The sequence below is a fragment of the Stenotrophomonas sp. HMSC10F07 genome (assembly GCF_001807895.1).
GTDB classification, from domain to species: Bacteria; Pseudomonadota; Gammaproteobacteria; order Xanthomonadales; family Xanthomonadaceae; genus Stenotrophomonas; species Stenotrophomonas sepilia.
The window spans coordinates 11,290-31,572 of the sequence record NZ_KV791420.1; the positions used below are offsets into that span (position 1 = coordinate 11,290).

18 protein-coding genes and 1 tRNA gene are annotated in these 20,283 nt (G+C 66.8%); 11 read left to right on the forward strand and 8 right to left on the reverse strand.

The window, feature by feature from the left end; genetic code table 11:
- Nucleotides 1–165: 165 nt before the first annotated feature.
- Nucleotides 166–240 (reverse strand) — tRNA-Glu (locus tag HMPREF3114_RS14460).
- A gap of 46 nt (nt 241–286) precedes the next feature.
- Between HMPREF3114_RS14460 and pcnB the strand changes: the two genes are divergently transcribed.
- The 6 genes from pcnB to pgi all read left to right on the forward strand — a co-directional run bounded on the left by pcnB (nt 287) and on the right by pgi (nt 5,894).
- Nucleotides 287–1,666 (forward strand): polynucleotide adenylyltransferase PcnB, encoded by a 1,380-nt coding sequence (gene pcnB / locus HMPREF3114_RS14465; protein ID WP_161801669.1) that lies wholly within the window; start codon nt 287–289, stop codon nt 1,664–1,666.
- A 3-nt stretch (nt 1,667–1,669) separates the two neighbouring features.
- A complete protein-coding gene (folK, locus tag HMPREF3114_RS14470; protein ID WP_005416118.1) occupies nt 1,670–2,155 on the forward strand; it encodes a 2-amino-4-hydroxy-6-hydroxymethyldihydropteridine diphosphokinase in 486 nt (161 codons plus the stop codon).
- Nucleotides 2,156–2,189: 34 nt separating this feature from the next.
- Nucleotides 2,190–3,005, forward strand: a complete 816-nt coding sequence (gene panB, locus HMPREF3114_RS14475) for a 3-methyl-2-oxobutanoate hydroxymethyltransferase (RefSeq protein ID WP_014646749.1) — start codon at nt 2,190–2,192, stop codon at nt 3,003–3,005.
- The gene (panC, locus tag HMPREF3114_RS14480; RefSeq protein WP_053500047.1) at nt 3,002–3,841 is read left to right on the forward strand and encodes a pantoate--beta-alanine ligase; all 840 of its coding nucleotides are present in this window, start codon (nt 3,002–3,004) and stop codon (nt 3,839–3,841) included. The genes panB and panC overlap by 4 nt, the downstream gene beginning before the upstream one ends.
- Before the next feature lie 161 nt (nt 3,842–4,002).
- Entirely contained in the window at nt 4,003–4,383 is a 381-nt protein-coding gene (panD, locus tag HMPREF3114_RS14485; protein ID WP_006432456.1) for an aspartate 1-decarboxylase, read from the forward strand.
- Nucleotides 4,380–5,894, forward strand: a complete 1,515-nt coding sequence (pgi, locus tag HMPREF3114_RS14490) for a glucose-6-phosphate isomerase (protein WP_053500046.1) — start codon at nt 4,380–4,382, stop codon at nt 5,892–5,894. Before panD ends, pgi begins: the two co-directional genes overlap by 4 nt.
- Before the next feature lie 118 nt (nt 5,895–6,012).
- Here the strand turns inward: pgi and HMPREF3114_RS14495 are convergent, their stop codons facing one another.
- A complete protein-coding gene (locus tag HMPREF3114_RS14495; protein ID WP_229766059.1) occupies nt 6,013–6,348 on the reverse strand; it encodes a hypothetical protein in 336 nt (111 codons plus the stop codon).
- A gap of 31 nt (nt 6,349–6,379) precedes the next feature.
- Nucleotides 6,380–7,714 carry an MFS transporter gene (locus HMPREF3114_RS14500; RefSeq protein ID WP_005420583.1) on the reverse strand — a complete coding sequence of 445 codons (1,335 nt, stop codon included), beginning with the start codon at nt 7,712–7,714 and terminating at the stop codon, nt 6,380–6,382.
- A gap of 223 nt (nt 7,715–7,937) precedes the next feature.
- Between HMPREF3114_RS14500 and yedA the strand changes: the two genes are divergently transcribed.
- Both yedA and rarD read left to right on the forward strand, forming a co-directional pair.
- Nucleotides 7,938–8,843: a drug/metabolite exporter YedA gene (gene yedA / locus HMPREF3114_RS14505; RefSeq protein ID WP_005420582.1), complete on the forward strand. Its 906-nt coding sequence runs from the start codon at nt 7,938–7,940 to the stop codon at nt 8,841–8,843.
- Entirely contained in the window at nt 8,840–9,736 is an 897-nt protein-coding gene (gene rarD / locus HMPREF3114_RS14510; protein ID WP_053500638.1) for an EamA family transporter RarD, read from the forward strand. The genes yedA and rarD overlap by 4 nt, the downstream gene beginning before the upstream one ends.
- 120 nt (nt 9,737–9,856) lie before the next feature.
- Here the strand turns inward: rarD and HMPREF3114_RS14515 are convergent, their stop codons facing one another.
- Nucleotides 9,857–12,682, reverse strand: coding sequence for a TonB-dependent receptor (locus tag HMPREF3114_RS14515; RefSeq protein ID WP_070489938.1), 2,826 nt, complete (start codon nt 12,680–12,682; stop codon nt 9,857–9,859).
- Between the two features lie 358 nt (nt 12,683–13,040).
- Here HMPREF3114_RS14515 and HMPREF3114_RS14520 point away from each other — a divergent pair, with 358 nt between their 5' ends.
- Entirely contained in the window at nt 13,041–13,340 is a 300-nt protein-coding gene (locus tag HMPREF3114_RS14520) for a YrhB domain-containing protein (protein WP_005420578.1), read from the forward strand.
- 74 nt (nt 13,341–13,414) lie between these two features.
- Here the strand turns inward: HMPREF3114_RS14520 and HMPREF3114_RS14525 are convergent, their stop codons facing one another.
- The 4 genes from HMPREF3114_RS14525 to HMPREF3114_RS14540 form a co-directional block, all read right to left on the reverse strand.
- Entirely contained in the window at nt 13,415–14,731 is a 1,317-nt protein-coding gene (locus HMPREF3114_RS14525; RefSeq protein ID WP_053500634.1) for an ABC transporter permease, read from the reverse strand.
- A gap of 12 nt (nt 14,732–14,743) precedes the next feature.
- Nucleotides 14,744–15,901 carry an ABC transporter permease gene (locus tag HMPREF3114_RS14530; RefSeq protein WP_005420575.1) on the reverse strand — a complete coding sequence of 386 codons (1,158 nt, stop codon included), beginning with the start codon at nt 15,899–15,901 and terminating at the stop codon, nt 14,744–14,746.
- Nucleotides 15,902–15,915: 14 nt separating this feature from the next.
- Nucleotides 15,916–16,605, reverse strand: coding sequence for an ABC transporter ATP-binding protein (locus tag HMPREF3114_RS14535; RefSeq protein WP_053500632.1), 690 nt, complete (start codon nt 16,603–16,605; stop codon nt 15,916–15,918).
- A gap of 102 nt (nt 16,606–16,707) precedes the next feature.
- Entirely contained in the window at nt 16,708–17,955 is a 1,248-nt protein-coding gene (locus tag HMPREF3114_RS14540) for an efflux RND transporter periplasmic adaptor subunit (RefSeq protein ID WP_053500630.1), read from the reverse strand.
- A gap of 327 nt (nt 17,956–18,282) precedes the next feature.
- Between HMPREF3114_RS14540 and HMPREF3114_RS14545 the strand changes: the two genes are divergently transcribed.
- Nucleotides 18,283–19,506 carry a sensor histidine kinase gene (locus tag HMPREF3114_RS14545; protein ID WP_053500628.1) on the forward strand — a complete coding sequence of 408 codons (1,224 nt, stop codon included), beginning with the start codon at nt 18,283–18,285 and terminating at the stop codon, nt 19,504–19,506.
- Nucleotides 19,503–20,105, forward strand: a complete 603-nt coding sequence (locus HMPREF3114_RS14550; protein WP_005420563.1) for a response regulator transcription factor — start codon at nt 19,503–19,505, stop codon at nt 20,103–20,105. The genes HMPREF3114_RS14545 and HMPREF3114_RS14550 overlap by 4 nt, the downstream gene beginning before the upstream one ends.
- Nucleotides 20,106–20,283 lie beyond the last annotated feature (178 nt).

The following is a 20,283-nucleotide window of genomic DNA, read 5'->3' on the forward strand; positions in this document are numbered from 1 at the left end:
GCCCCCATGGATGGGTTCACGGCGTGTCCTGCCCTGGGTGACCCCACCGGCTCAAGCCGATTGCAGGCAGGCGCCAAAGCGACCAAGCCGATCGATGCCATTGCAAACCCCGGAAAACAGAAAAGCCCGCACAAGGCGGGCTTTTTCGGTTCCTGCTGCGGCGACTGGCGCTCCCTAGGGGACTCGAACCCCTGTTTTAGCCTTGAGAGGGCCACGTCCTAACCACTAGACGAAGGGAGCGTAACTGTGTCGCTGCCGAGGCAGGAGCGCTAGTATATGCACCTCGATGCCATTGGGCAATCCCGAAACTTCAACCGGAAGCGCCAACATCATTTCCCCTGCTACATCACCGTTCAGCCTGCGCGTCATCCCGCGCGACCAGCACACGATCTCCCGCAAGGACATCAGCCCGAACGCCCTGCGCGTGCTTTATCGCCTGCGCGATGCCGGCTTCGGCGCCTACCTTGTCGGCGGCGCGGTGCGCGACCTGCTGGTCAATGGCCAACCCAAGGATTTCGACGTGGCCACCGATGCCACGCCCGAACAGGTCAAGCAGCTGTTCCGCAACTGCCGCCTGATCGGTCGTCGGTTCCGCCTCGCCCACGTTGTGTTCGGCCGCGAAATCATCGAAGTTGCCACCTTCCGTGCCAACAGCGATGACGGCAGCGGCGACCGCGAGATGGAAAACGGCATGCTCGTGCGCGACAACGTGTACGGCACCATCGAAGACGACGCGGTCCGCCGAGACTTCACCTGCAACGCCCTGTACTACGCCATCGAGGACTTCTCGGTGCGCGACTACACCGGCGGCTTCGAAGACGTCCAGGCGCGCCTGATGAAACTGATCGGCGATCCCGAGCAGCGTTATCGGGAAGACCCGGTGCGCATGCTGCGTGCGGTGCGCCTGGCGGCCAAGCTCGGCTTCCAGATCGAAGAGGGTACCGCCGCGCCCATCCCGCACCTGGCCGGCCTGCTCAACGAAGCCGCGCCGGCGCGCCTGTTCGAGGAAGTGCTCAAGCTGTTCCTGTCCGGGCACGGCGTGGCCAGCTTCGAAGGCCTTGAGCGTTACGGCCTGCTCGACGTGCTGTTCCCGGAGAGCGCCAAGGCGCTGAAGTCCAACCGCACCGGCGCGCTGCGCCGCATGCTGGTCGAGGGCCTGGCCAACACCGATGCTCGCGTGGCCAACGACGAGCCGGTCTCGCCGGCGTTCCTGTTCGCATTGCTGCTGTGGCCGGCGTTCTGCCGCGCACAGGCGACCCTGCTCAAGCAGGGAGTGGCACCGGAAGAGGCGCAGCGCCGCGCCGCCGACCGGGTCACCGTGCAGCAGCTCAGCACCATCGCGCTGCCGCGCCGCTTCTCGCTGCCGATGCAGGAGATCTGGCTGCTGCAGTCGCGCTTCAGCTCGCGCCAGCGCAAGCGCGTATTCCGTACCCTGACCCACCCGCGCTTCCGCGCCGCGTTCGATTTCCTCAGCCTGCGCCAGGTCGCTTCGTCCGAGCATGCAGTGGATGTCGAGTTCTGGCGCGAAGCACAGGCGCAGTCCGGTCGCGAGCTGGAGTCGTCGCTGGACGCGATGCACAGTGAAGACGGCGATGACGAGAGCGGGGCACCGCGCAAGCGCCGCCGTCGCCGTCGACGTCCCGGTGCTGCGGCGGCGGGCGAGTAAGCGATGACCCTCGCCTGGATCGGCCTCGGCGCCAACCTTGGCGACGCGGCCGCGACCGTGGGCGCGGCGATTGCCGCGCTGGACGGCCTGCCGGGAACGCGCCTGCGACAGGCCTCGCGGCTCTATGCAACCCCGGCCTGGGGCAATGAAGACCAGCCGCCGTTCGTCAATGCCGTGGCTGCGGTCGAAACCACCTTGGCGGCCGATGAGTTGCTGCAGGCCATGCTGGCGCTGGAGCGGGGATTTGGCCGCGTGCGCGATCCGGCGGTGCACTGGGGGCCGCGCGCGCTGGACCTCGACCTTCTTCTTTACGGCACGCAGGTGATCGACCTGCCCGGCCTGCAGGTACCTCATCCCTACCTGCACGAGCGTGCCTTCGTGTTGGTGCCACTGGCCGAAATCGCGCCTGATCTGGCCATTCCCGGTCATGGCAGCGTGCGGGATGCAGTGGTGCGGGTGGATGCCTGCGGGATTGCGCCGATAGGGTGATAATGACCGGGTTATCTCCCCCGGTTATCAGCACATGAGCACCCACGCAGACAGCAAGCCCTGGACCGTTCCCGCCCTGGCCGAGGCCAAGCGCAATGGCCAGAAGCTGGTCATGTTGACCGCCTACGACGCCGGCTTCGCCCGCACCTTCGATGCCAACGGCGTCGATCTGATCCTGATCGGCGATTCGCTGGGCATGGTCGTGCAGGGTCATGATTCGACCCTGCCGGTGACCGTGGCCGACATGGTCTACCACACCCGCGCCGTGGCCCGCGTGCTGCAGCGTGCGCTGCTGGTGGCCGACCTGCCGTTCGGTGCCGATGCCACCCCGGAACGCGCGCTGGATGCCTCGCTGCAGCTGCTGCAGGCCGGTGCCGAGATGGTCAAGATCGAAGGTGCCGGCTTCAAGGTCGACATCATCCGCTACCTGGTCGAGCGCGAGATTCCGGTCTGCGCGCACCTGGGCCTGACCCCGCAATCGGTGCTGCGCCTGGGCGGCTTCAAGATCCAGGGCCGCGGCGATGCTGCGCGCCAGCTGGTGGAGGATGCCAGGGCCGTGGCCGCCGCAGGCGCCAGCATCATGGTGCTTGAATGCGTGCCGACCCCCGTCGCCGCCGAAGTGACCGCTGCGGTGGATGTGCCGACCATCGGTATCGGTGCTGGCCCGCAGTGCGATGGCCAGGTGCTGGTGCTGCACGATTTCCTCGGCCTGGACAGTGGCCATCGCCGTCCCAAGTTCGTCAAGGATTTCCTTGCCGAAGGCGGCTCGGTGGCCGGTGCCACCCGCGCGTTTGCCGACGCCGTGCGCGACGGCAGCTTCCCCGACGAACAGCACGCCTACGCCCAATGATCCAGACCTTCAACGAGCTCGGCGCGCTGCGCGGGCAGATCGCCCAGTGGAAGCGCGAGGGCCTGCGCGTGGCGCTGGTGCCGACCATGGGCAACCTGCATGGGGGCCACCATTCGCTGGTGGCCCTGGCCCGCCAGTATGCCGACAAGGTGGTGGCGAGCATCTTCGTCAACCCGACCCAGTTCGGGCCGAACGAGGACTTCAGCCGCTACCCGCGCACGCCCGAGGCCGACGTTGCCGGGCTGGAGCAGGCTGGCTGCGATGCGGTGTGGCTGCCCAGCGTCGAGGCGATGTACCCGCTGGGCGTGGACAAGACCACGCGCGTGCACGCGCCGGGCGTGAGTGAAGTGCTGGAAGGTGCCAGCCGCCCGGGGCACTTCGATGGCGTCTGCACGGTGGTGGCGCGCCTGTTCCTGCAGGTGCAGCCGGAGGTGGCCGTGTTCGGTCGCAAGGACTACCAGCAGCTTGCCGTGATCAGGCAGATGGTGGCCGAGCTGTCGTTCCCGATCCAGATTGTTGGTGCGGAGATCGTGCGCGACGAGGATGGCCTGGCCAAGAGCTCGCGCAACCAGTACCTGAGCGCCGAACAGCGTCCGGTCGCGACCACCATCCACCGGACCCTGCTGGGCATGCGCGAAGGCTACGTGGCCGGGCAGGCACGTGAGCGCATCGAGGCCGAGGCCACTGCCGCATTGCAGGCGGCCGGTTTCCAGGTTGACTACGCGGTGCTGCGCACTCCGGAGCTGGCCGAGCCGACCTTCGACGGCGGCGGCCGGGTGGCGCTGATCGCCGCACGGCTGGGTACCACCCGGCTGATCGACAACCTGGAGTTCTGAGTTCCGGCGGCGCCGCGCGATGCATGGGGTCAGATCCCTTTCCCAGGGGAAAAGGGATCCGCCTCCGGTTTCACCGCCTACCTGAACAGGTTGCCGGCCGTAATGCCCGGCGCTGTGCGGGTGCTAGAATCCGCTCTTTCCTTTGCCGTTGCAGCGCCCCCATGCACCTGTCCCTGCTCAAGACCAAGATCCACCGCGCCACCGTCACCCATTCCGAGCTGAACTACGAAGGCTCGATCGCCATCGATGACAACCTGCTGGCTGCCACTGGCATCCGCGAGTTCGAACAGGTGCACATCTGGGACGTGACCAACGGTGCGCGCTTCTCGACCTATGCCATCCGCGCCGAAGCCGGCAGCGGCGTTGTCTCGCTCAACGGTGGCGCCGCGCGCCACGTGCAGGTCGGTGACATCATCATCATCGCCGCGTTCGCCAGCATGACCGAGCAGGAAGCTGACAGCTTCAAGCCGAAGCTGGTGTACGTTGATGGCAACAACCAGATCACCCACACCAACGACACGATCCCGACCCAGGCCGCATGACAACGAACAACGGATTCGACTCGCTGCACTCCCACGCCCAGCGCCTGAAGGGCGCAAGCATTCCCGGCCTGCTCGCCGCCGAACCCGGCCGCGTGCAGGACCTGGCGCTGCGGGTCGGTCCGTTGTACGTCAACTTCGCCCGTCAGAAATACGATGCCGCGGCGCTGCAGGCGTTGCTGGCGCTGGCTGCCGACCGTGATGTCGGTGGCGCCATCACCCGCCTGTTCCGCGGCGAGCAGGTCAATCTGACCGAAGGCCGCGCAGCGCTGCATACCGCGCTGCGTGGCGACGTGGTCGATGCGCCGGTGGCGGCCGAGGCCTATGCCACCGCGCATGGCATCCGCCAGCGCATGGGCGCGCTGGTGCGCGCGCTGGAAGACAGCGGCGTGACCGATGTGGTCAGTGTCGGCATCGGGGGTTCCGACCTTGGCCCGCGCCTGGTCGCCGATGCGCTGCGCCCGGTCAGCGGTGCGCGCCTGCGCGTGCATTTCGTGTCGAACGTGGACGGCGCCGCCATGCAGCGCACGCTGGCCACGCTGGATCCGGCGAAGACCGCCGGCATCCTGATCTCCAAGACCTTCGGTACCCAGGAAACCCTGCTCAACGGCCAGATCCTGCACGACTGGCTGGGTGGCAGCGAGCGCCTGTATGCGGTCAGCGCCAATCCGGAGCGCGCCGCCAAGGCCTTCGCGATCGCCGCCGATCGCGTGCTGCCGATGTGGGACTGGGTCGGTGGCCGTTATTCGCTGTGGTCGGCGGTCGGTTTCCCGATTGCGCTGGCAATCGGCTTCGAACGTTTTGAACAGTTGCTGGAAGGCGCGGCGCAGATGGATGCGCATGCGCTGGATGCACCGCTGGAGCGCAACCTGCCGGTGCTGCACGGCCTCACCGACATCTGGAACCGCAACCTGCTGGGCCATGCCACGCACGCGGTGATGACCTACGACCAGCGCCTGGCGCTGCTGCCGGCTTACCTTCAGCAGCTGGTGATGGAAAGCCTGGGCAAGCGCGTGCAGCGTGACGGCCAGCCGGTCACCGTCGACACTGTGCCGGTGTGGTGGGGTGGGGCGGGCACCGATGTGCAGCACAGCTTCTTCCAGGCGTTGCACCAGGGCACCAGCGTCGTTCCGGCCGACTTCATCGGCTGTGTGCACAACGATGATCCCTATACGATCAATCACCAGGCCTTGCTGGCCAACCTGCTGGCGCAGACCGAAGCACTGGCCAATGGCCAGGGCAGCGAAGATCCGCACCGCGACTACCCGGGAGGCCGGCCGAGCACGCTGATCCTGCTCGACGCGCTGACCCCGCAGGCGCTGGGTGCACTGATCGCCATGTACGAGCACGCTGTGTACGTGCAGTCGGTGATCTGGAACATCAACGCCTTCGACCAGTTCGGTGTCGAACTGGGCAAGCAGCTGGCCAGTGGCCTGCTGCCGGCGCTGCAGGGCGAGGATGTGGCGGTTGCCGACCCGATGACCCGCGAGATCCTGGCGCAGCTGAAGGGCTGATGCCCTGGTAGTGCCGGCCGCTGGCCGGCATTCCGGTGACGTGCCCAGCGTTCATGAGGTTGCCGGCCAGCGGCCGGCACTACCGAAAGACGGCGGCTTTGCCGGCCAGCGGCCGGCACTACCCGCGCCGTCGCAGCAGCTTCCACGCGCCCCAGCCGCCGGCGACGAGCGCTGCCAGATAGCACGCCGCCATCGTGCGCAGGCCAACCAGGGGTGCCGGACTGACACCGCGATGCAGCCGCAGGTGCAGCGAGCTGTGGCCGCTGCCCAGGTCCATCGCCAGCTGCAGCGCCAGCGCGGCGCAGAACACCAGCAGGGCGATCCCGTACCCCGTGCGCGGCCACGTGGCCTGCGCGTTGGGGCGGCGCAGCACCCAGGCCAATGCCGTGGCTGCGGCCAGCGTCACCGCGATCCACATCAGCGCGGTGGCGGGAGACGTAGCGGCCACCGGCATTGCGCCAGTGGCCGCGATCAGGGCAACGCGCTTACTTGCGGGTGCCGTCGAGCCAGTTCGGGCCCTTGTTGGTAAGGAAGAACACATAGACCACCAACGATACCGCGATCGTGGCGGTCACGTAGATGGCGAACCAGTCGACGTGGCCGGTCTTCAGCGCGCCCTGGTACAGCAGCGGGGCGGTGCCGCCGAACAGCGAGTTGGCCAGCGCATAGCCCAGGCCCACGCCCAGTGCACGCACGTGGGTGGGGAACAGCTCGGCCTTCACCACCGCGTTGATCGAGGTGTAGCCGGTGAGGATGACGAACGCCAGCGCCAGGGTCAGGAAGGCCAGGGTGGCGTCATGCTGGTGCGGCAGCTGGGTGATCAGGTACCAGCTGTACAGCACGCCGCCGACGCCGAAGAACACCAGCAGGGTCTTGCGGCCGATGATGTCCGACAGCCAGCCGCCGACCGGTTGCAGCACCATCAGGAAGGCCAGCACGCCCAGGTTGATCAGGGTGCCGGTCATCGGGTCGTTGCCGGCGAAGGCGCTCTGGATCATCTTCGGGCCGTTCACCGAGTAGGTGTAGAAGGCCACGGTGCCGCCAGCGGTGATCAGGAAGCACAGCAGCAGCGGCCGCCACTGGTGCACGAACAACTCGTACATCGAACCGGACTTCTTTGCCTTGCCCTCGCGCGCGGCCTCGATCGACGACTCCGACAGCGATTCGTCCATGCCCCGGCGCAGCCAGAACACCACCACCGCAGCGATGCCACCGATACCGAAGGCGATGCGCCAGCCCCACTCGGAGATCTCCGGCTTGCCCCAGAAGGTCAGCATCAGCAGCAGGGTCAGCTGGGCCAGCACGTGGCCGCCGACCAGGGTGACGTAGTGGAACGAGGACAGGAAGCCGCGACGGCCCGGAATGGCGGCCTCGGACATGTAAGTGGCGCTGGCACCATACTCGCCGCCAGTGGCGAAGCCCTGCAGCAGGCGTGCGAACAACAGGATCACGGCGGCCCAGATGCCGATGCTGGCGGCGGTGGGGGTGATGGCGATGAGGAACGAGCACAGCGCCATCAACGTGACCGAGACGGTCAGCGCCAGGCGGCGGCCGTGGCGGTCGGCGAAGCGGCCGAAGAACCAGGCGCCGATCGGGCGCATCAGGAAGGTCGCCGCGAAGATCGCCCACACGTACAGGGTGGAGTTCTTGTCGTCCGGCGAGAAGAACTGCGATTCGAAGTACACGGCGAACACCGAGTACACGTAGACGTCATACCACTCCACCAGGTTGCCGGCGGAGCCTTTGAGGGTGTTGGAGATCGACCGCCGCAGGGCGGCACGGTCGTTCGCGGGGACAACAGGTTGGGACGTGGTGCTCATCTGGGTGGAAATCCTCGATGCGGCGCGTCCGTGCGCAGGGAAAACGGCGTCCGGCCTTGGGGCGGCGCGGCCGGGCAGCCCTCTTGGTACTGCATCGGCCGTCAACACGGGGTAGCAGACCAGAGCAGGGTGCATGGATGGATGACAGCGTGCCACCGTATGGGGTCCCGGACCATACTCAAAACGTCCTAGAATCCGCCTTCCCCCGGCTCCCTGGTGTGTCATGTCGGCTCCCCCCTCTTCGTCTGCGGCTGCCCCCCGGGGTGGCCTTGTCGCGCTGGCACTGCTGCTGGTCTACGTGGTCTGGGGTTCGACCTATCTGGGCATCGCCAAGGCCCTGCACGGCGGCGCACTGCCGCTGACGATGGTCTCCGGCAGCCGCTTCATCATTGCCGGCGGCCTGATGTTCCTGGCCTTGCGCCTGTTCTGGAAGCTGCCGAACCCGACGCTGCGGCAGTGGCGCAACCTGGTCATCATGGGCGTGACCATGCTGGTGCTGGGCAACGGCATGGTGGTGCTGGCCGAGCGCGAGGTGTCCTCGGGCCTGGCCGCCACGGCGGTGGCCTCGGTGCCGCTGTGGATGGCGCTGTTCTCGGCGCTGCGCGGGCAACATGCCAGCCGTGGTGAGTGGCTGGGCATCGCCATCGGCTTCCTCGGCGTGGTCTGGCTCAACGCCGGCAGCAGCCTGACCGGCTCGCCGACCGGGCTGGTGCTGCTGCTGATCGCGCCGATCGGCTGGGCGTTCGGTTCTGTGTGGGCACGCGGCCTGGACCTGCCGGGTCCGTTCATGACCGCGGCCGGGCAGATGATCTGCGGCGGCGTGCTGCTGGTGCTGATCGGCCTGGCGGTGGGCGAGCGCCCGACCACGCTGCCCGATACCGGTGGCCTGCTGGCGATGGCCTATCTGTGCGTGTTCGGCTCCATCGTCGCGTTCACTGCCTACGTGTGGCTGCTGCAGAACGTGCGCCCGGCGCTCGCGGGCAGCTACGCGTATGTCAATCCGGTGATCGCGGTGCTGCTGGGCGCTCTGCTCAACGGTGAGCGCTTCGGTTGGCGCGACCTGCTGGCGATGGCGGTGATTCTTCTGGGTGTGGTGGTGCTGACAATGGCAAGGACGAGAAAGAAGTGAGCATGGACGAGAAAGAACAACGCCGGGGCCTGCTGGTCACCGCATCCACCTTCGTGATCTGGGGCCTGGTGCCGATCTATTGGCACCTGCTCAACGAGGTGCCCTCGTTCCAGATCATCGCCCACCGCATCATCTGGAGCACGGTGCTGGTGCTGGGTTGGCTGTTGATCAGTGCGCGCCTGGGCTGGTGGCGGAAGATCGCCGCGCAGCCGCGCGCGCTGCCGATCCTGCTGGTGTCGAGCCTGACCATCGCGTTCAACTGGGGCCTGTACATCTGGGCGGTCAACGCCGGTCATGTCATCGAGACCAGCCTGGGCTACTTCATCAACCCGCTGGTGAACGTGCTGCTGGGCGTGCTGGTGCTGAAGGAACGGCTGCGCCGGCTGCAGTGGGTAGCGGTGGCAATGGCGGCGGTGGGCGTGGCCTGGCTGACCATCGATGCAGGTACGCCACCGTGGATCGCGCTGGGCCTGGCCTGTTCGTTCGGCTTGTATGGCCTGCTGCGCAAGCTGGTCTCGGTCGACCCGGTGGCCGGCCTCGGCGTGGAGAGCATGTACCTGTTCCTGCCGGCGCTGGCGTTTGCGATCTGGGCCGAGAACGGCCATGGCGGTGCGTTCTTCCATGGTTGGGGCTGGCGCAACGACCTGCTGCTGATCTTCGGCGGCGCGGTCACCGCAGTACCGCTGATCGGCTTCGCCTACGGCGTGAAGCGCATTCCGCTGTCGCTGGTCGGCATCCTGCAGTACATCGCGCCGAGCCTGCAGCTGCTGCTGGGTGTGTTCTTCTTCCATGAGGCATTCGACACTGCCAAGGCGATCGGGTTTGCAGCGATCTGGGCTGGCCTGGTGCTGTTCGTCGGCGACAACATCCGCACGATGCGCGCCAAGCGCTAGCGCCGGCGGGGATCCGACCCCGCTTCCACGCAAAAAAGAACGGCGCCCCGAGGGGCGCCGTTCTGCTTCCATCCACGGCCAGGAGAGAGGAATGGCCGTGGCGGGAACGCGGTTGCAGGCTTAGAAGCGCTGCTGGTACTTCATGTACATGAAGCGGCCGATGTCGAAGCCACCGTAGTAGGTGAAGCTGCTGTTCGGCTGGCTGTACATGATCGGGCCCTGGTGGTTGAACACGTTGTTCACGCCCAGCGACACGGTGCCATCCCACGGCAGGCTGTAGCGCACCTGCAGGTCGTGGAAGGTGTTGGAGCCCACCTTGTTGGTCGGCGAGGCGCTGGTGTACGACGAGTTGAAGCCCGGCATGTTGCACTCGTCCATGTACGAGCACTTCTCCTTCATGCTGGAGTAGTAGCGCGCGGTCCAGCCGATGCCGAGGTCGCCATACTGCCAATCCAGGTTGAAGGTGGAGCGCACGCGGAAGTCGCCCGCCCAACCGGTACGCTGTTCCACCGGGGTGGTGGCGGCGCTGTCGTTGCGCTGCTCCAGATAATCGGTGTAGGTGGTGTTCCAGTTGACGGCGAACTTGCCGAACGCGGTTTCCGGCAGGCGGTAACGCACGTTGATGTCATAGCCGGCAGTTTCGCGGTAGCCCGCGTTGACCAGCGAGCGGTCCAGCGAGTTGACCTGGCCGTTGCTGCCACGGGTGAAGCGGCCACAGGCAGCATCCGAACCCTGCACGTAGCACTGTTCCAGGATGTTGGTGGCCGACTCACCGACGATGGCGTTGTCGATGCGGATCTTCCACCAGTCCAGGCTGACGTCCAGGCCCTGCACGAAGTCCGGGCTGTAGACCAGGCCCACGGTCCAGGTCTTGGCGGTTTCCGGCTTCAGGTCCGGGTTGGAACCCGAGCTGAAATCGGTGGTGGCCTGCTGGCCGGGCTTGGTGGCCACGCTGCCATCGCTGTTGAGCTGGCGGAAGTTGGCCGGCACCTTCAGCGCCTGGCAACGGGCGGCGACGGCCGCGCTGCTGGCGGCGGTGCCGAAGGAGGTATCGCACGGGTCGGTGAACGAGTCGCGACTGCTGACGGTGCCGCCATACAGGTCATCCACGGTCGGCGCACGGAAGCCGGTGCCGTAGGTGGCGCGCACCAGCAGGCTGTCGATCGGCTTCCACTTCAGGCCGAACTTGCTGTTGGTGGTGGAACCGAAGTTGTTGTAGTCCGAGTAGCGACCGGCCACGTCCAGCGACAGTTCGCGGGCGAACGGCAGGTCGGCCAGCAACGGCACCTGCAGTTCCAGGTAGGCCTCGTTGAGCGAGTAGTTGCCGCGGGTCGGCTGGCCGCTGGTGCCGGCGATCTCGCCCTTCTGCACCTTCATGTCCGGCGTGTAGCTGGCCTCCTCGCTGCGGTGCTCGAATCCCATCGCGGCCAGGATGTCGCCGGCCGGCAGGGTGAACAGCGAACCGGAGATGTTGCCGCTGGCGACCTTGGTGGTGCTCTGCATCTTGTCGACGAAGCGGGTGAACAGGTAGTCCTGCACGTCCTGGTTGCTCAGCGAGCCCGGGCCGGTGTAACCCATCGGGCCAGCCGGGTTCCACGGCACGCAGCCGGCGATCACCGCGCCCGGCGCACCGCAACGGGCCACGTTGCCGTCCATGAAGGACGGGCCGACGGCCAGGTTGACGTGCGGCTGGTACATGCTGCCGGTACCGATTCGCTCGCCTTCGTTGCGGTTGTACATGTAGTTGATGTTCCAGTCCCAGTACCGCGAACCGGTTTCGAAGCTGCCTTCCAGGCCGATGCTGGCGCGCTTGGTTTCCAGGTTGTTCTCGGTGCCGCGCGGCAGTTCCTCGGTGCGGTGCGCGAACAGCGCATCCTGGCCCCACAGGTTGAACGCGCTGTCCTTGGACAGGGCGGCACGGCTGCCATTGCGGGCCTGCGCGGCGCTGACCGAGTACGGGTAGCCGGCCAGGTGCTTGGTCGACTCGCGCTTGCTGTACAGCGCGTCGGCGACGATGCGCAGGTTGTCGGTGATCGAGAAGCCACCGTTGGCGAACACCGAGGTGCGCTCCAGGCCGGTCAGCAGGCTCATGTTCGACTTGGTGTTGGCACCATCGGCCGGGTCCGGCGCATGGAAGTTGCCGGCCTTGCTCGGGTCGCCGCCCGGACCCACGGTCAGGTTCTTGCCACCGACGGTGACGTAGCCCCACGGCGTGTTGCCGTTGAGGCCATCGTTCGGGTGGCGCGGGCCGTTGGTGTAACGGCTGAACTCGCGGTCCTTGCCCAGCACCTCGTCTTCCTTGGTGCGCTCGGCGCCCACGCTGAACCAGCCGCGCTCGAAGGTCTTGCCGAAGGTTGCACTGTATGCGCGCTTCTGGCCGTCACCCTGGCCGTACTGGCCGACATAGACGCTGGCTTCGCCACCATCGAAATTCTTGCGGGTGATGATGTTGACCACACCGGCGATGGCATCGGAGCCGTACAGCGCGGAGGCGCCGTCGGTCAGCACTTCCACGCGCTCGACGATGGACGACGGGATCGAGGCCAGGTCGGAGTAGCCGCCGGCGCTGACGCCCATGCGGCGGCCGTCGATCAGCACCAGGCTGCGTTCCGGGCCAAGGTTGCGCAGGCTGACGTACATGCCGCCGAAATCGCGCGAAGAAGTCAGCGACGAGGCGCGGCTCATGCTCGGCGCCCCGGCGGCAGGAATGTCCTGCAGGATGTCGGCGACGTTGACGTAACCCTTCTTCTCGATCTCGGCGCGGTTGAGCGCGACCACCGGCTGTGCGGTTTCGACACTGGCCTGGCGGATGCGCGAGCCGGTGATTTCGATGCGGTCGAGGTTGGTCGGGGCATCGCCGGCGCTCTGTGCGAAGGCGGGGGGGGGGCAGCTGGCGGCCAGCGCGATGACGATCGCGTTGCGCAGCGGATTGGTTTTCAGGGACATCCGTGAAATCTCGTGTTTCAGTAAAAACATGCGCCCGTTCTATGGGCGCGTGGGGTGCTGCAAACCAACGTGGGGGGCGCGATTCTAGAATGTTTTCATTCGTAACTGTTTGTCTCGACGCCGCTGGAAGTGCGCGAAGATGAATCGCAACCAACAATCCACAGATGCACTGTGCGCAGCGTCACGCGCGCTGCGTTTGCGATGAGTAGAGGCATCGATAGCGGCACAGAACCGCGACGCTTGAGCGGTTGTGACAACACGCCGCAGTGCGCACTTGTACCCAGGTGCCTATCCGTTGCGATGCATCCACCCGCATGAAATGCTCTTCGCGCTGTCATCGAAAACAAGAGGCGAAGGAATGATCCAGCTCGACGAAGCACGCCGTCGCGTGCAGGCTGCACTTGCCAGCGACGATGAGCCGGTTGCCATCACGCACGAGCATGAGATGGTCGAAGGCTGGCTGTTCTGCTTCCAGTCGCTGCGCTACCTGCAATCCGGCGAGATCTCGGACGCACTGGCCGGCAATGGCCCGATCTTCGTCGACAGGCATACGGGTGAGCAGCACGCGCTGGGCACGGCGTACGCGCCGGAGGAGGCTGTTCGCCGGCATTTGGCCCTGCGGCACCCACCATCCGATGTTGCGGCGATGGATGCCTGAGTTCAGCAACGAAAAAGGGACGGAGCCTTCGCTCCGTCCCCCTGCGTGATGCGCAGTCCACCGCTGCATGGTGCTCAGGTTTCGCGCAGCGCCGTAGTGATCGGCAAACGCGCCGCGCGCAGCGCCGGGAACAGGCCGCCGACCAGGCCGATGCCCAGTGCCCATTTCAGGCCGGTCCACAGCAGTTCCGGTGATACGTGGAACTTGAACACCACCGCGCTGAAGTTGCTGCCGATGGTGGACACGCTGTAGCCATTGAACAGCAGCCATGCAACCGCACAGCCGAGCAGGCCACCGAGCAGCGCCAGCAGCATCGTTTCCAGCATCACGGCCGTCACCACCGGCAGGCCGCGGAAGCCGATCGCACGCATGGTGGCGATTTCGCGGGCGCGCGTGGCCACGGCCGCATACATGGTGTTGAGCGCGCCGAACACTGCACCGACCGCCATGATCGTGCCGATCACCTTGCCCAGAATGTCGATCAGCTTGGTCAGCCCGCCGCCCTGCTTGCTGTAGTAGACGCGGGTGGTTTCCACGTCCAGCTTCAGGCGTGGGTCGGCAGCGACGGCCGCCTTGAACTGATCGAAGCCGGCCTTGCCATCGGTACGCACGCTGATCGACTGCCAGGCGCTGCGCTGGTAGGTGGCGGCCAGCGTATCGGCGTCGGTCCACAGTTCCGAATCATGCGCATCGCCAGTGGCGAACACACCGACCACGGTCCAGGTCTGGTTGCCCAGCGTCAGCGTCCTGCCGACCTCCATGTCGCGGAACTGGCCCTTGGCGCCCTGGCCGACCACGATCTCGCGCAGCCCGGTGGCGAACTTGCGGCCCTCAACGATCTTGACCTTGTCATGCACAGCCCACGCCTGCGGGCCGACGCCGCGGAACTGCGCGTTGACGTCGGTGCCATCGGACTTGGACACCAGGTTGACCACCTGCGACAGCTCCGGTGACAACAACGGCCGGCCCTGCGCATCGCGGCTGATGCCGGGCAGGGTGGACAGCATGGGTACCTGTTCGCGGGTGATCACCGAGTTGGTCTCGGCCTGCGAGCCACCGCGCAGCACGATGGCAGTGGTGTCATCGCCGGTGTTGTTGAGCGTGGCCTGGAAGCCTTCGCCCATCGCCAGCATCGCCACCAGCACGCCGACCACGCCAGCGATGCCGACCACGATCACCGAGGACGCGCCCCAGCGCTGCGGCAGGCTGGCAACGCCGATGCGGGTGGCGGCCAACGCCAGCCGTCCACCGCGGGTCAGCAGCAACCACAGGGCCACCAGCACGGCCACGGCCAGCACGCCGATCCACGGCAGCCCGATCCACAACACCAGGCCGATCGCAAGCAGCAGCACGGTTACGCCGTTGCCCAGCCACTTCTTGAGCTTGTTCATCTGCAATCCTCCTCAGCGGCCGGCCAGTGCATCGACGATCTTCAGGCGCTTGGCACGCAGCGCTGGCAACAGGCCGACGATGATGCCGATCACCACGATCAGGCCCAGCCCCATCAGCCAGGTTGGCGTCGGCACGTGCGGCGGCAGCATGCCCATGCTCTTCGGGCCGATGGCCGGCAGGATCAGGGCGGCCAGGCCCATGCCGATCAGGCCGCCCAGGCCGATCAGCAACACCGACTCCACCATCACCAGGGTCAGCACGGTGCTGTCCTTGAAGCCCAACGTTTTCAGCGTGGCCAGCTCCGGCACGCGCTCGCGCACGGCCTGCGCCATGGTGTTGCCGGTCAACAGCAGCAGGGTGAAGAACACCGCGCCCATGATCGAGGTGACGATCATGCCGATATCCGCGAACTGCTTGACGAAGGCCTGCTGGAACGCCGATTCGGTCTGGGTCTTGGTCTCGTGGTCGGAGTTGGCCGAGATCGCATCGATCGCCTGTGCCACCCGCGAGGAATGGTCCGGGTTGTCCAGCGTCACCGTGTACCAGCTCACCTGGTTCTTGATGTAGTCGTTGGATTCATCGAAGTACTTCCAGTTCATCATCAACTGGCGTTCTTCGTTGGCGGCCAGCGCACGGTCCTTGGAACGGTAGATGCCCTTGAGCACCAGCGGCCAGTCGTTGCTGCCGCCACGCGGGAAGATCGTCGCCTGCAGCGGGATGGTGTCGCCGATCTTCCAGCCGAACTGCTTGGCCAGGGTTTCGCCGACGATGGCGCCGGTGCGGGTCTGCTTCCAGTCCTCCAGTTGTGCCGGATCGATCTGCAGCTCGCGGTAGACATCGAAGTAGTTGGGTGACACCGAGAAGTTCGGGAAGAAGTTCTTCGGGTCCTGGTAGATGCCACCAAACCACATGCCATAAGCCACGTCACGGACGCCGGCCACCTGCCGAACCTGTGCTTCCAGCCGGATCGGCAGTGACTGGGTGATCGACAGCCGCGAGGCCACCACCAGGCGGTTGGCGCCTTCCACGCTGCCACCCGACGAGAACGCCACGCGCACCGAATCGAGCATGCCGAACAGCAGGAACGCGGCCACCACCGACAGCAGGGTCAGCAAGGTGCGCGTGCGGCTGCGGAACAGCTGCGCCCACACCAACGAGAAGTATTTCATCGCTGTGGCCTCCGTCAGTGGGCCAGCGGCGCGTCGGCCAGCTCGCCCTTGTCCAGGTGCACCGTGTGCGTGGCGTACTCGGCGGCCTTCGGGTCATGGGTGACCATGATGATGGTCTTGCCGTGCTCGCGGTTGAGCTGCTGCAGCAGGCCGAGGATCTCCTCGGCCGATTGGCGGTCGAGGTCGCCGGTTGGTTCGTCGCAGATCAGGAAGGTCGGGTCGGAGACGATCGCGCGGGCGATCGCCACGCGCTGCTGCTGGCCGCCGGACAGTTCATTCGGGCGGTGGCTGCGACGGTCGGCCAGGCCGACCAGGGTGAGCGCGATTTCGGCATTGCGGCGGCGCTGCGCCGCACTGAGGTGGGTCAGCAGCAGCGGCAGTTCCACGTTCTTCTGCGCGGTCAGCATCGGCATCAGGTTGTAGAACTGGAATACGAAGCCGACATGGTGGCTGCGCCACGTCGACAGCTGGCCGCCACTCATCTGGTCGATGCGCTCGCCCTCGATGCTGATCTCGCCGCCAGTGGGGCTGTCCAGGCCGCCGATCAGGTTGAGCAGGGTGGTCTTGCCCGAACCGGACGGGCCCATCAGCGCGACGAAGTCGCCGCTGGCGATGTCCAGGTCGATGCCGTGCAGCACCTTCACTTGCTCGGGGCCACGCTGGTAGGTCTTGGTGATGTTGCGCAGTGAAACCAGGGTCGACATGGGTGGTTCTCCACGGGAGGCGGGAAACGGGGAAGCGCACCTGCGGCGGCCGCAGGCGTGCGTCGAGCGATGCTGCCGGCCGCGCCCACGGGCGCCAGGCCGTTACTGCGCTTGTTTCTGTTGCACCTTGGCGCCATCGCGCAGGGTGTCCGGCGGGTTCACCACCACCGATTCACCTGCGCTCACGCCCTTGAGGATCTGGCGGTCCTTGCCCATCGCCTGGCCGGCCTCGACCGTGCGCTGCTGCACGCGGCTCTCGTCACCCAGCACGAAGGCCACCGAGGCACCGTCGCGCTGCACCACGGCGCCGCCGGGCACGCGCACGCCCTGCGGCTTGGCCGCGGCCTGCGGCTGCGCCTGTTCCAGGAAGCTGACGCGCACGCCCATCTCCGGCACGATGCGCGGGTCCTTCACCTTCAGCGCCACGCGCACCTTGACCGTGGCCTTGCCGCGGTCGGCGGTGGGGATGATGGCGATCACATCGCCGGGAATCTTCCATTCCGGGTAGGCGTTGAGCGTGGCTTCTACCGGCATCTTCGGCTGCACGCGGCCGATGAAAGCCTCGCCGACCTCGACTTCGATCTCCAGCGAGTCCATGTCCACGATGGTGCCGATGCCGGTACGGGTGAACCCACCACCCGCCGACAGCGGCGAAACGATCTCGCCGGGCTGCGCCGCCTTGGCGGTGACCACGCCGGAGAACGGCGCGCGCACGATGTTGTTGTCCACGCCCAGATCGGCGATGGCCAGCTGGTCGTTGGCAACCTTGACGTTGCGCTGCGCGGTATCCAGCTGCGCACGCAGACTGTCGCGCTGGGCCACGGCCTGGTCGTACTGCGAGCGCGAGACCAGCTGCTGGCCAACCAGCGCCTGCAGGCGGCTGGCTTCGGCGGCGGCCTGCTTCTGCTGTGCCTCCAGGCCGGCCACCTGGCTGCGCGCAGCCTGCAGCTGCGAGGCATACAGGCTGCGCTGCGCGTCGGCATCGATCGGGTCGAGCGTGGCCATCACCTGGCCGGCTTCGACCCGCATGCCTTCCTCGATCATCACCTCGCGCACCTTGCCGGTGATCTTGGCCGACACCGTGGCCATGCGACGGGCAACCACGTAGCCACTGGCGTCGAGCACCGAACTGCTGGCGCTGCCCTGCTGGATGGCCACGGCCGGAGCGGTTTCCACCTCTACGGCCGGTGCGCGACTGAACAGGTAGGCCACGGCCGCGGCGACCAGCAGCACGACCACGATGATCGCGATCCACAACCAGCGGCGACCACCGCCATTGCCTCCGGAGGCCGGCGGCGGCGACTTGCGGTCGATACGGAGTTCCTTCAACAGCTCGGCAGAAGCGTTCATTCGTTCCATCACAGGCGTTCGGGCGGGTGTGGCCGGAAGCGCGGACGACGGCGGTTCCGGCGGTGGAGCGTGCGGCACAGCATGAAGGCAGGCACAGCGATGACGGCAGTGACAGCTGTCATCCGATGACACTGACGGCGGCAACTGCGAAATGTGACCACGACGGCACAGGATGGCAACGTCTCCGCTACCGGTACCGCCTATGGATCCGATCGCCCTATTGCCGGCCCGCCGCAGCGGCGCCGCCAAGCGTACCGTGATCTGCGCTCGGCTGCGCCAGTGCCGCCCAGCCGACGGTGGCGCCTGCGCGCAGGCGGCTGAACTGGCATGATCGGCGGCGATCGTCCCCGCCTGGAACCGCCCGTGCCGTCCATCTGGCTTGCCTCGCTGCTGCGCCCCGCGCCCGACTCGGCGGTGGCCGATACGCTGCGCCGGGGAAAGTCCCCCTGGGGCGAGGCAATCCACCTGCTGTGGTCAGTGTGGATCTTCCTGACGCCCTTGCTTGGCCATGGCTTCACCCTGCGCTGGTTGCTGCTGACGCTGGCCAGCTACCCGGTGTTCCTGCTGCTGTACGCCAAGGTGATGGTGGCGCCGCGCCATCACGCCCCGCGCTATGCCCTGGGCCTGATCGCGATGTCGCTGGTGCTGCTGCCCTGGTACCCGTCCGGGCTGACCTACTTCGTGTTCGGCTGCGTGCTGCTGCGGGTGAGCGGTCGCGGCGGCTGGTGGCAGTATCTGCTGCAGCTCACTGGTCTGAACCTCCTGTTCTGCAGCCTCGCCCTGCTGTTCCAGTACCCGTGGCAGAGCCTGGTCTGGATCCCAGCCGTGTCCTATATCGTCGGCCTGGTCGTGAACGTGGAGGCACTCAACCAGCAGAAGGATGCGGCACTGCAGCTGTCGCAGGACGAGGTGCGGCGGCTCGCAGCCACCGCCGAGCGCGAACGCATCGGCCGCGATCTGCACGACCTGCTCGGCCACACCCTGTCGTTGATCACGTTGAAGCTGGAACTGGCGCGCAAGCTGCACGACCGCGGTGATGGACGCGCGCGACAGGAGATCGGCGAGGCCGAGGCCATCGCCCGCGAGGCGCTGGCGCAGGTCCGCAGCGCGGTCACCGGCATCCGCGCCAGTGACCTGGCCGGTGAGCTGGCGTCGGCGCGGCTGCTGCTGGAGTGCCAGCAGGTCCACCTTCAATACGCACCCCCACCGGCGATGCCGGTGGATGTCGAACGTGGGCTGGCGCTGGTGCTGCGCGAGGCCGCGACCAATATCGTGCGCCACGCACAGGCGACGCAGGCACGCGTGGAGTTCATGCTGGAGGGACGCATGCTGGCGATGCAGATCCGCGACGATGGTCGTGGCGGCGTGCAGGCCGAGGGCAATGGGTTGTGCGGCATGCGCGAACGCGTGGCCGCCCTGGGTGGAAGCCTGCAGGTGCAGTCCGCAAGGGGCGAGGGTACGGTGCTGACCGTGCGCGTGCCACTGGCCGCCGCGACCACACCGCTGCCGCCAGGCGCGCCGCCGTCGCTGGTGCAGGACGGTGCCGCATGATCCGCATCCTGCTGGCCGAAGACCAGGCGATGGTACGCGGCGCACTGTCGGCGCTGCTGGGCCTGGAAGCGGATATCGAAGTGCTGGGCAGCGCCGCCGACGGCGAAACCGCGTGGCGCATGCTGCAGCAGCTGCAGCCGGACATCCTGGTGACCGACATCGAGATGCCGGGCTTGTCCGGGTTGGAGCTTGCACAGCGCATCGCGCGTCACGAGCTGCCGATCAAGGTGGTGATCGTGACCACCTTTGCCCGCGCCGGTTTCCTGCGCCGTGCGTTGGAAGCGGGCGTGCTGGGCTATCTGCTGAAGGACGCACCGGCCGAGAACCTGGCCGAGGCACTGCGCAAGGTGAAGCAGGGCATCCGCGCGATCGACCCGCAGCTGGCACTGGATGCGTGGTCGCAGGCCGATCCGCTGACCGACCGCGAGCGTCGCGTGCTGCGGCTGGCGGGCGAGGGCCGCACCGCCAGCGAGATCGCCGAACAGCTGGGGTTGTCGCACGGCACAGTGCGCAACTATCTGTCCGAGTGCATCGGCAAGCTGGGCGTGGCCAATCGCATTGAGGCGTACCGGCTGGCGCGGCAGAAGGGGTGGTTGTAGGGGCGGCCTGCCTTTCCTGGTGATGTCGTTTCCGCGACCGCGGGTGGGTGTCACTTTCTTTGCGCGCAAAGAAAGTAACCAAAGAAACGCTCCGCCGGCCGCGAGCCGGCGCGCTTCGCACGCCGGTGCCCTGCGCTCCTCGGTCCGTCGAGGGACGGTGCGGGAACTCGCTGCGCTC

What these genes read in the sequence shown, in the direction of transcription:
- HMPREF3114_RS14525 (WP_053500634.1), bottom strand. Translation starts at nt 14,731, where the DNA reads ATGAACAAGCTCAAGAAGTGGCTGGGCAACGGCGTAACCGTGCTGCTG.
- HMPREF3114_RS14530 (WP_005420575.1), bottom strand. Translation starts at nt 15,901, where the DNA reads ATGAAATACTTCTCGTTGGTGTGGGCGCAGCTGTTCCGCAGCCGCACG.
- HMPREF3114_RS14520 (WP_005420578.1), top strand. Translation starts at nt 13,041, where the DNA reads ATGATCCAGCTCGACGAAGCACGCCGTCGCGTGCAGGCTGCACTTGCC.
- HMPREF3114_RS14535 (WP_053500632.1), bottom strand. Translation starts at nt 16,605, where the DNA reads ATGTCGACCCTGGTTTCACTGCGCAACATCACCAAGACCTACCAGCGT.
- HMPREF3114_RS14540 (WP_053500630.1), bottom strand. Translation starts at nt 17,955, where the DNA reads ATGAACGCTTCTGCCGAGCTGTTGAAGGAACTCCGTATCGACCGCAAG.
- pcnB (WP_161801669.1), top strand. Translation starts at nt 287, where the DNA reads ATGCCATTGGGCAATCCCGAAACTTCAACCGGAAGCGCCAACATCATT.
- pgi (WP_053500046.1), top strand. Translation starts at nt 4,380, where the DNA reads ATGACAACGAACAACGGATTCGACTCGCTGCACTCCCACGCCCAGCGC.
- HMPREF3114_RS14545 (WP_053500628.1), top strand. Translation starts at nt 18,283, where the DNA reads ATGATCGGCGGCGATCGTCCCCGCCTGGAACCGCCCGTGCCGTCCATC.
- HMPREF3114_RS14500 (WP_005420583.1), bottom strand. Translation starts at nt 7,714, where the DNA reads ATGAGCACCACGTCCCAACCTGTTGTCCCCGCGAACGACCGTGCCGCC.
- HMPREF3114_RS14550 (WP_005420563.1), top strand. Translation starts at nt 19,503, where the DNA reads ATGATCCGCATCCTGCTGGCCGAAGACCAGGCGATGGTACGCGGCGCA.
- yedA (WP_005420582.1), top strand. Translation starts at nt 7,938, where the DNA reads ATGTCGGCTCCCCCCTCTTCGTCTGCGGCTGCCCCCCGGGGTGGCCTT.
- panC (WP_053500047.1), top strand. Translation starts at nt 3,002, where the DNA reads ATGATCCAGACCTTCAACGAGCTCGGCGCGCTGCGCGGGCAGATCGCC.
- HMPREF3114_RS14495 (WP_229766059.1), bottom strand. Translation starts at nt 6,348, where the DNA reads ATGCCGGTGGCCGCTACGTCTCCCGCCACCGCGCTGATGTGGATCGCG.
- folK (WP_005416118.1), top strand. Translation starts at nt 1,670, where the DNA reads ATGACCCTCGCCTGGATCGGCCTCGGCGCCAACCTTGGCGACGCGGCC.
- panD (WP_006432456.1), top strand. Translation starts at nt 4,003, where the DNA reads ATGCACCTGTCCCTGCTCAAGACCAAGATCCACCGCGCCACCGTCACC.
- HMPREF3114_RS14515 (WP_070489938.1), bottom strand. Translation starts at nt 12,682, where the DNA reads ATGTCCCTGAAAACCAATCCGCTGCGCAACGCGATCGTCATCGCGCTG.
- panB (WP_014646749.1), top strand. Translation starts at nt 2,190, where the DNA reads ATGAGCACCCACGCAGACAGCAAGCCCTGGACCGTTCCCGCCCTGGCC.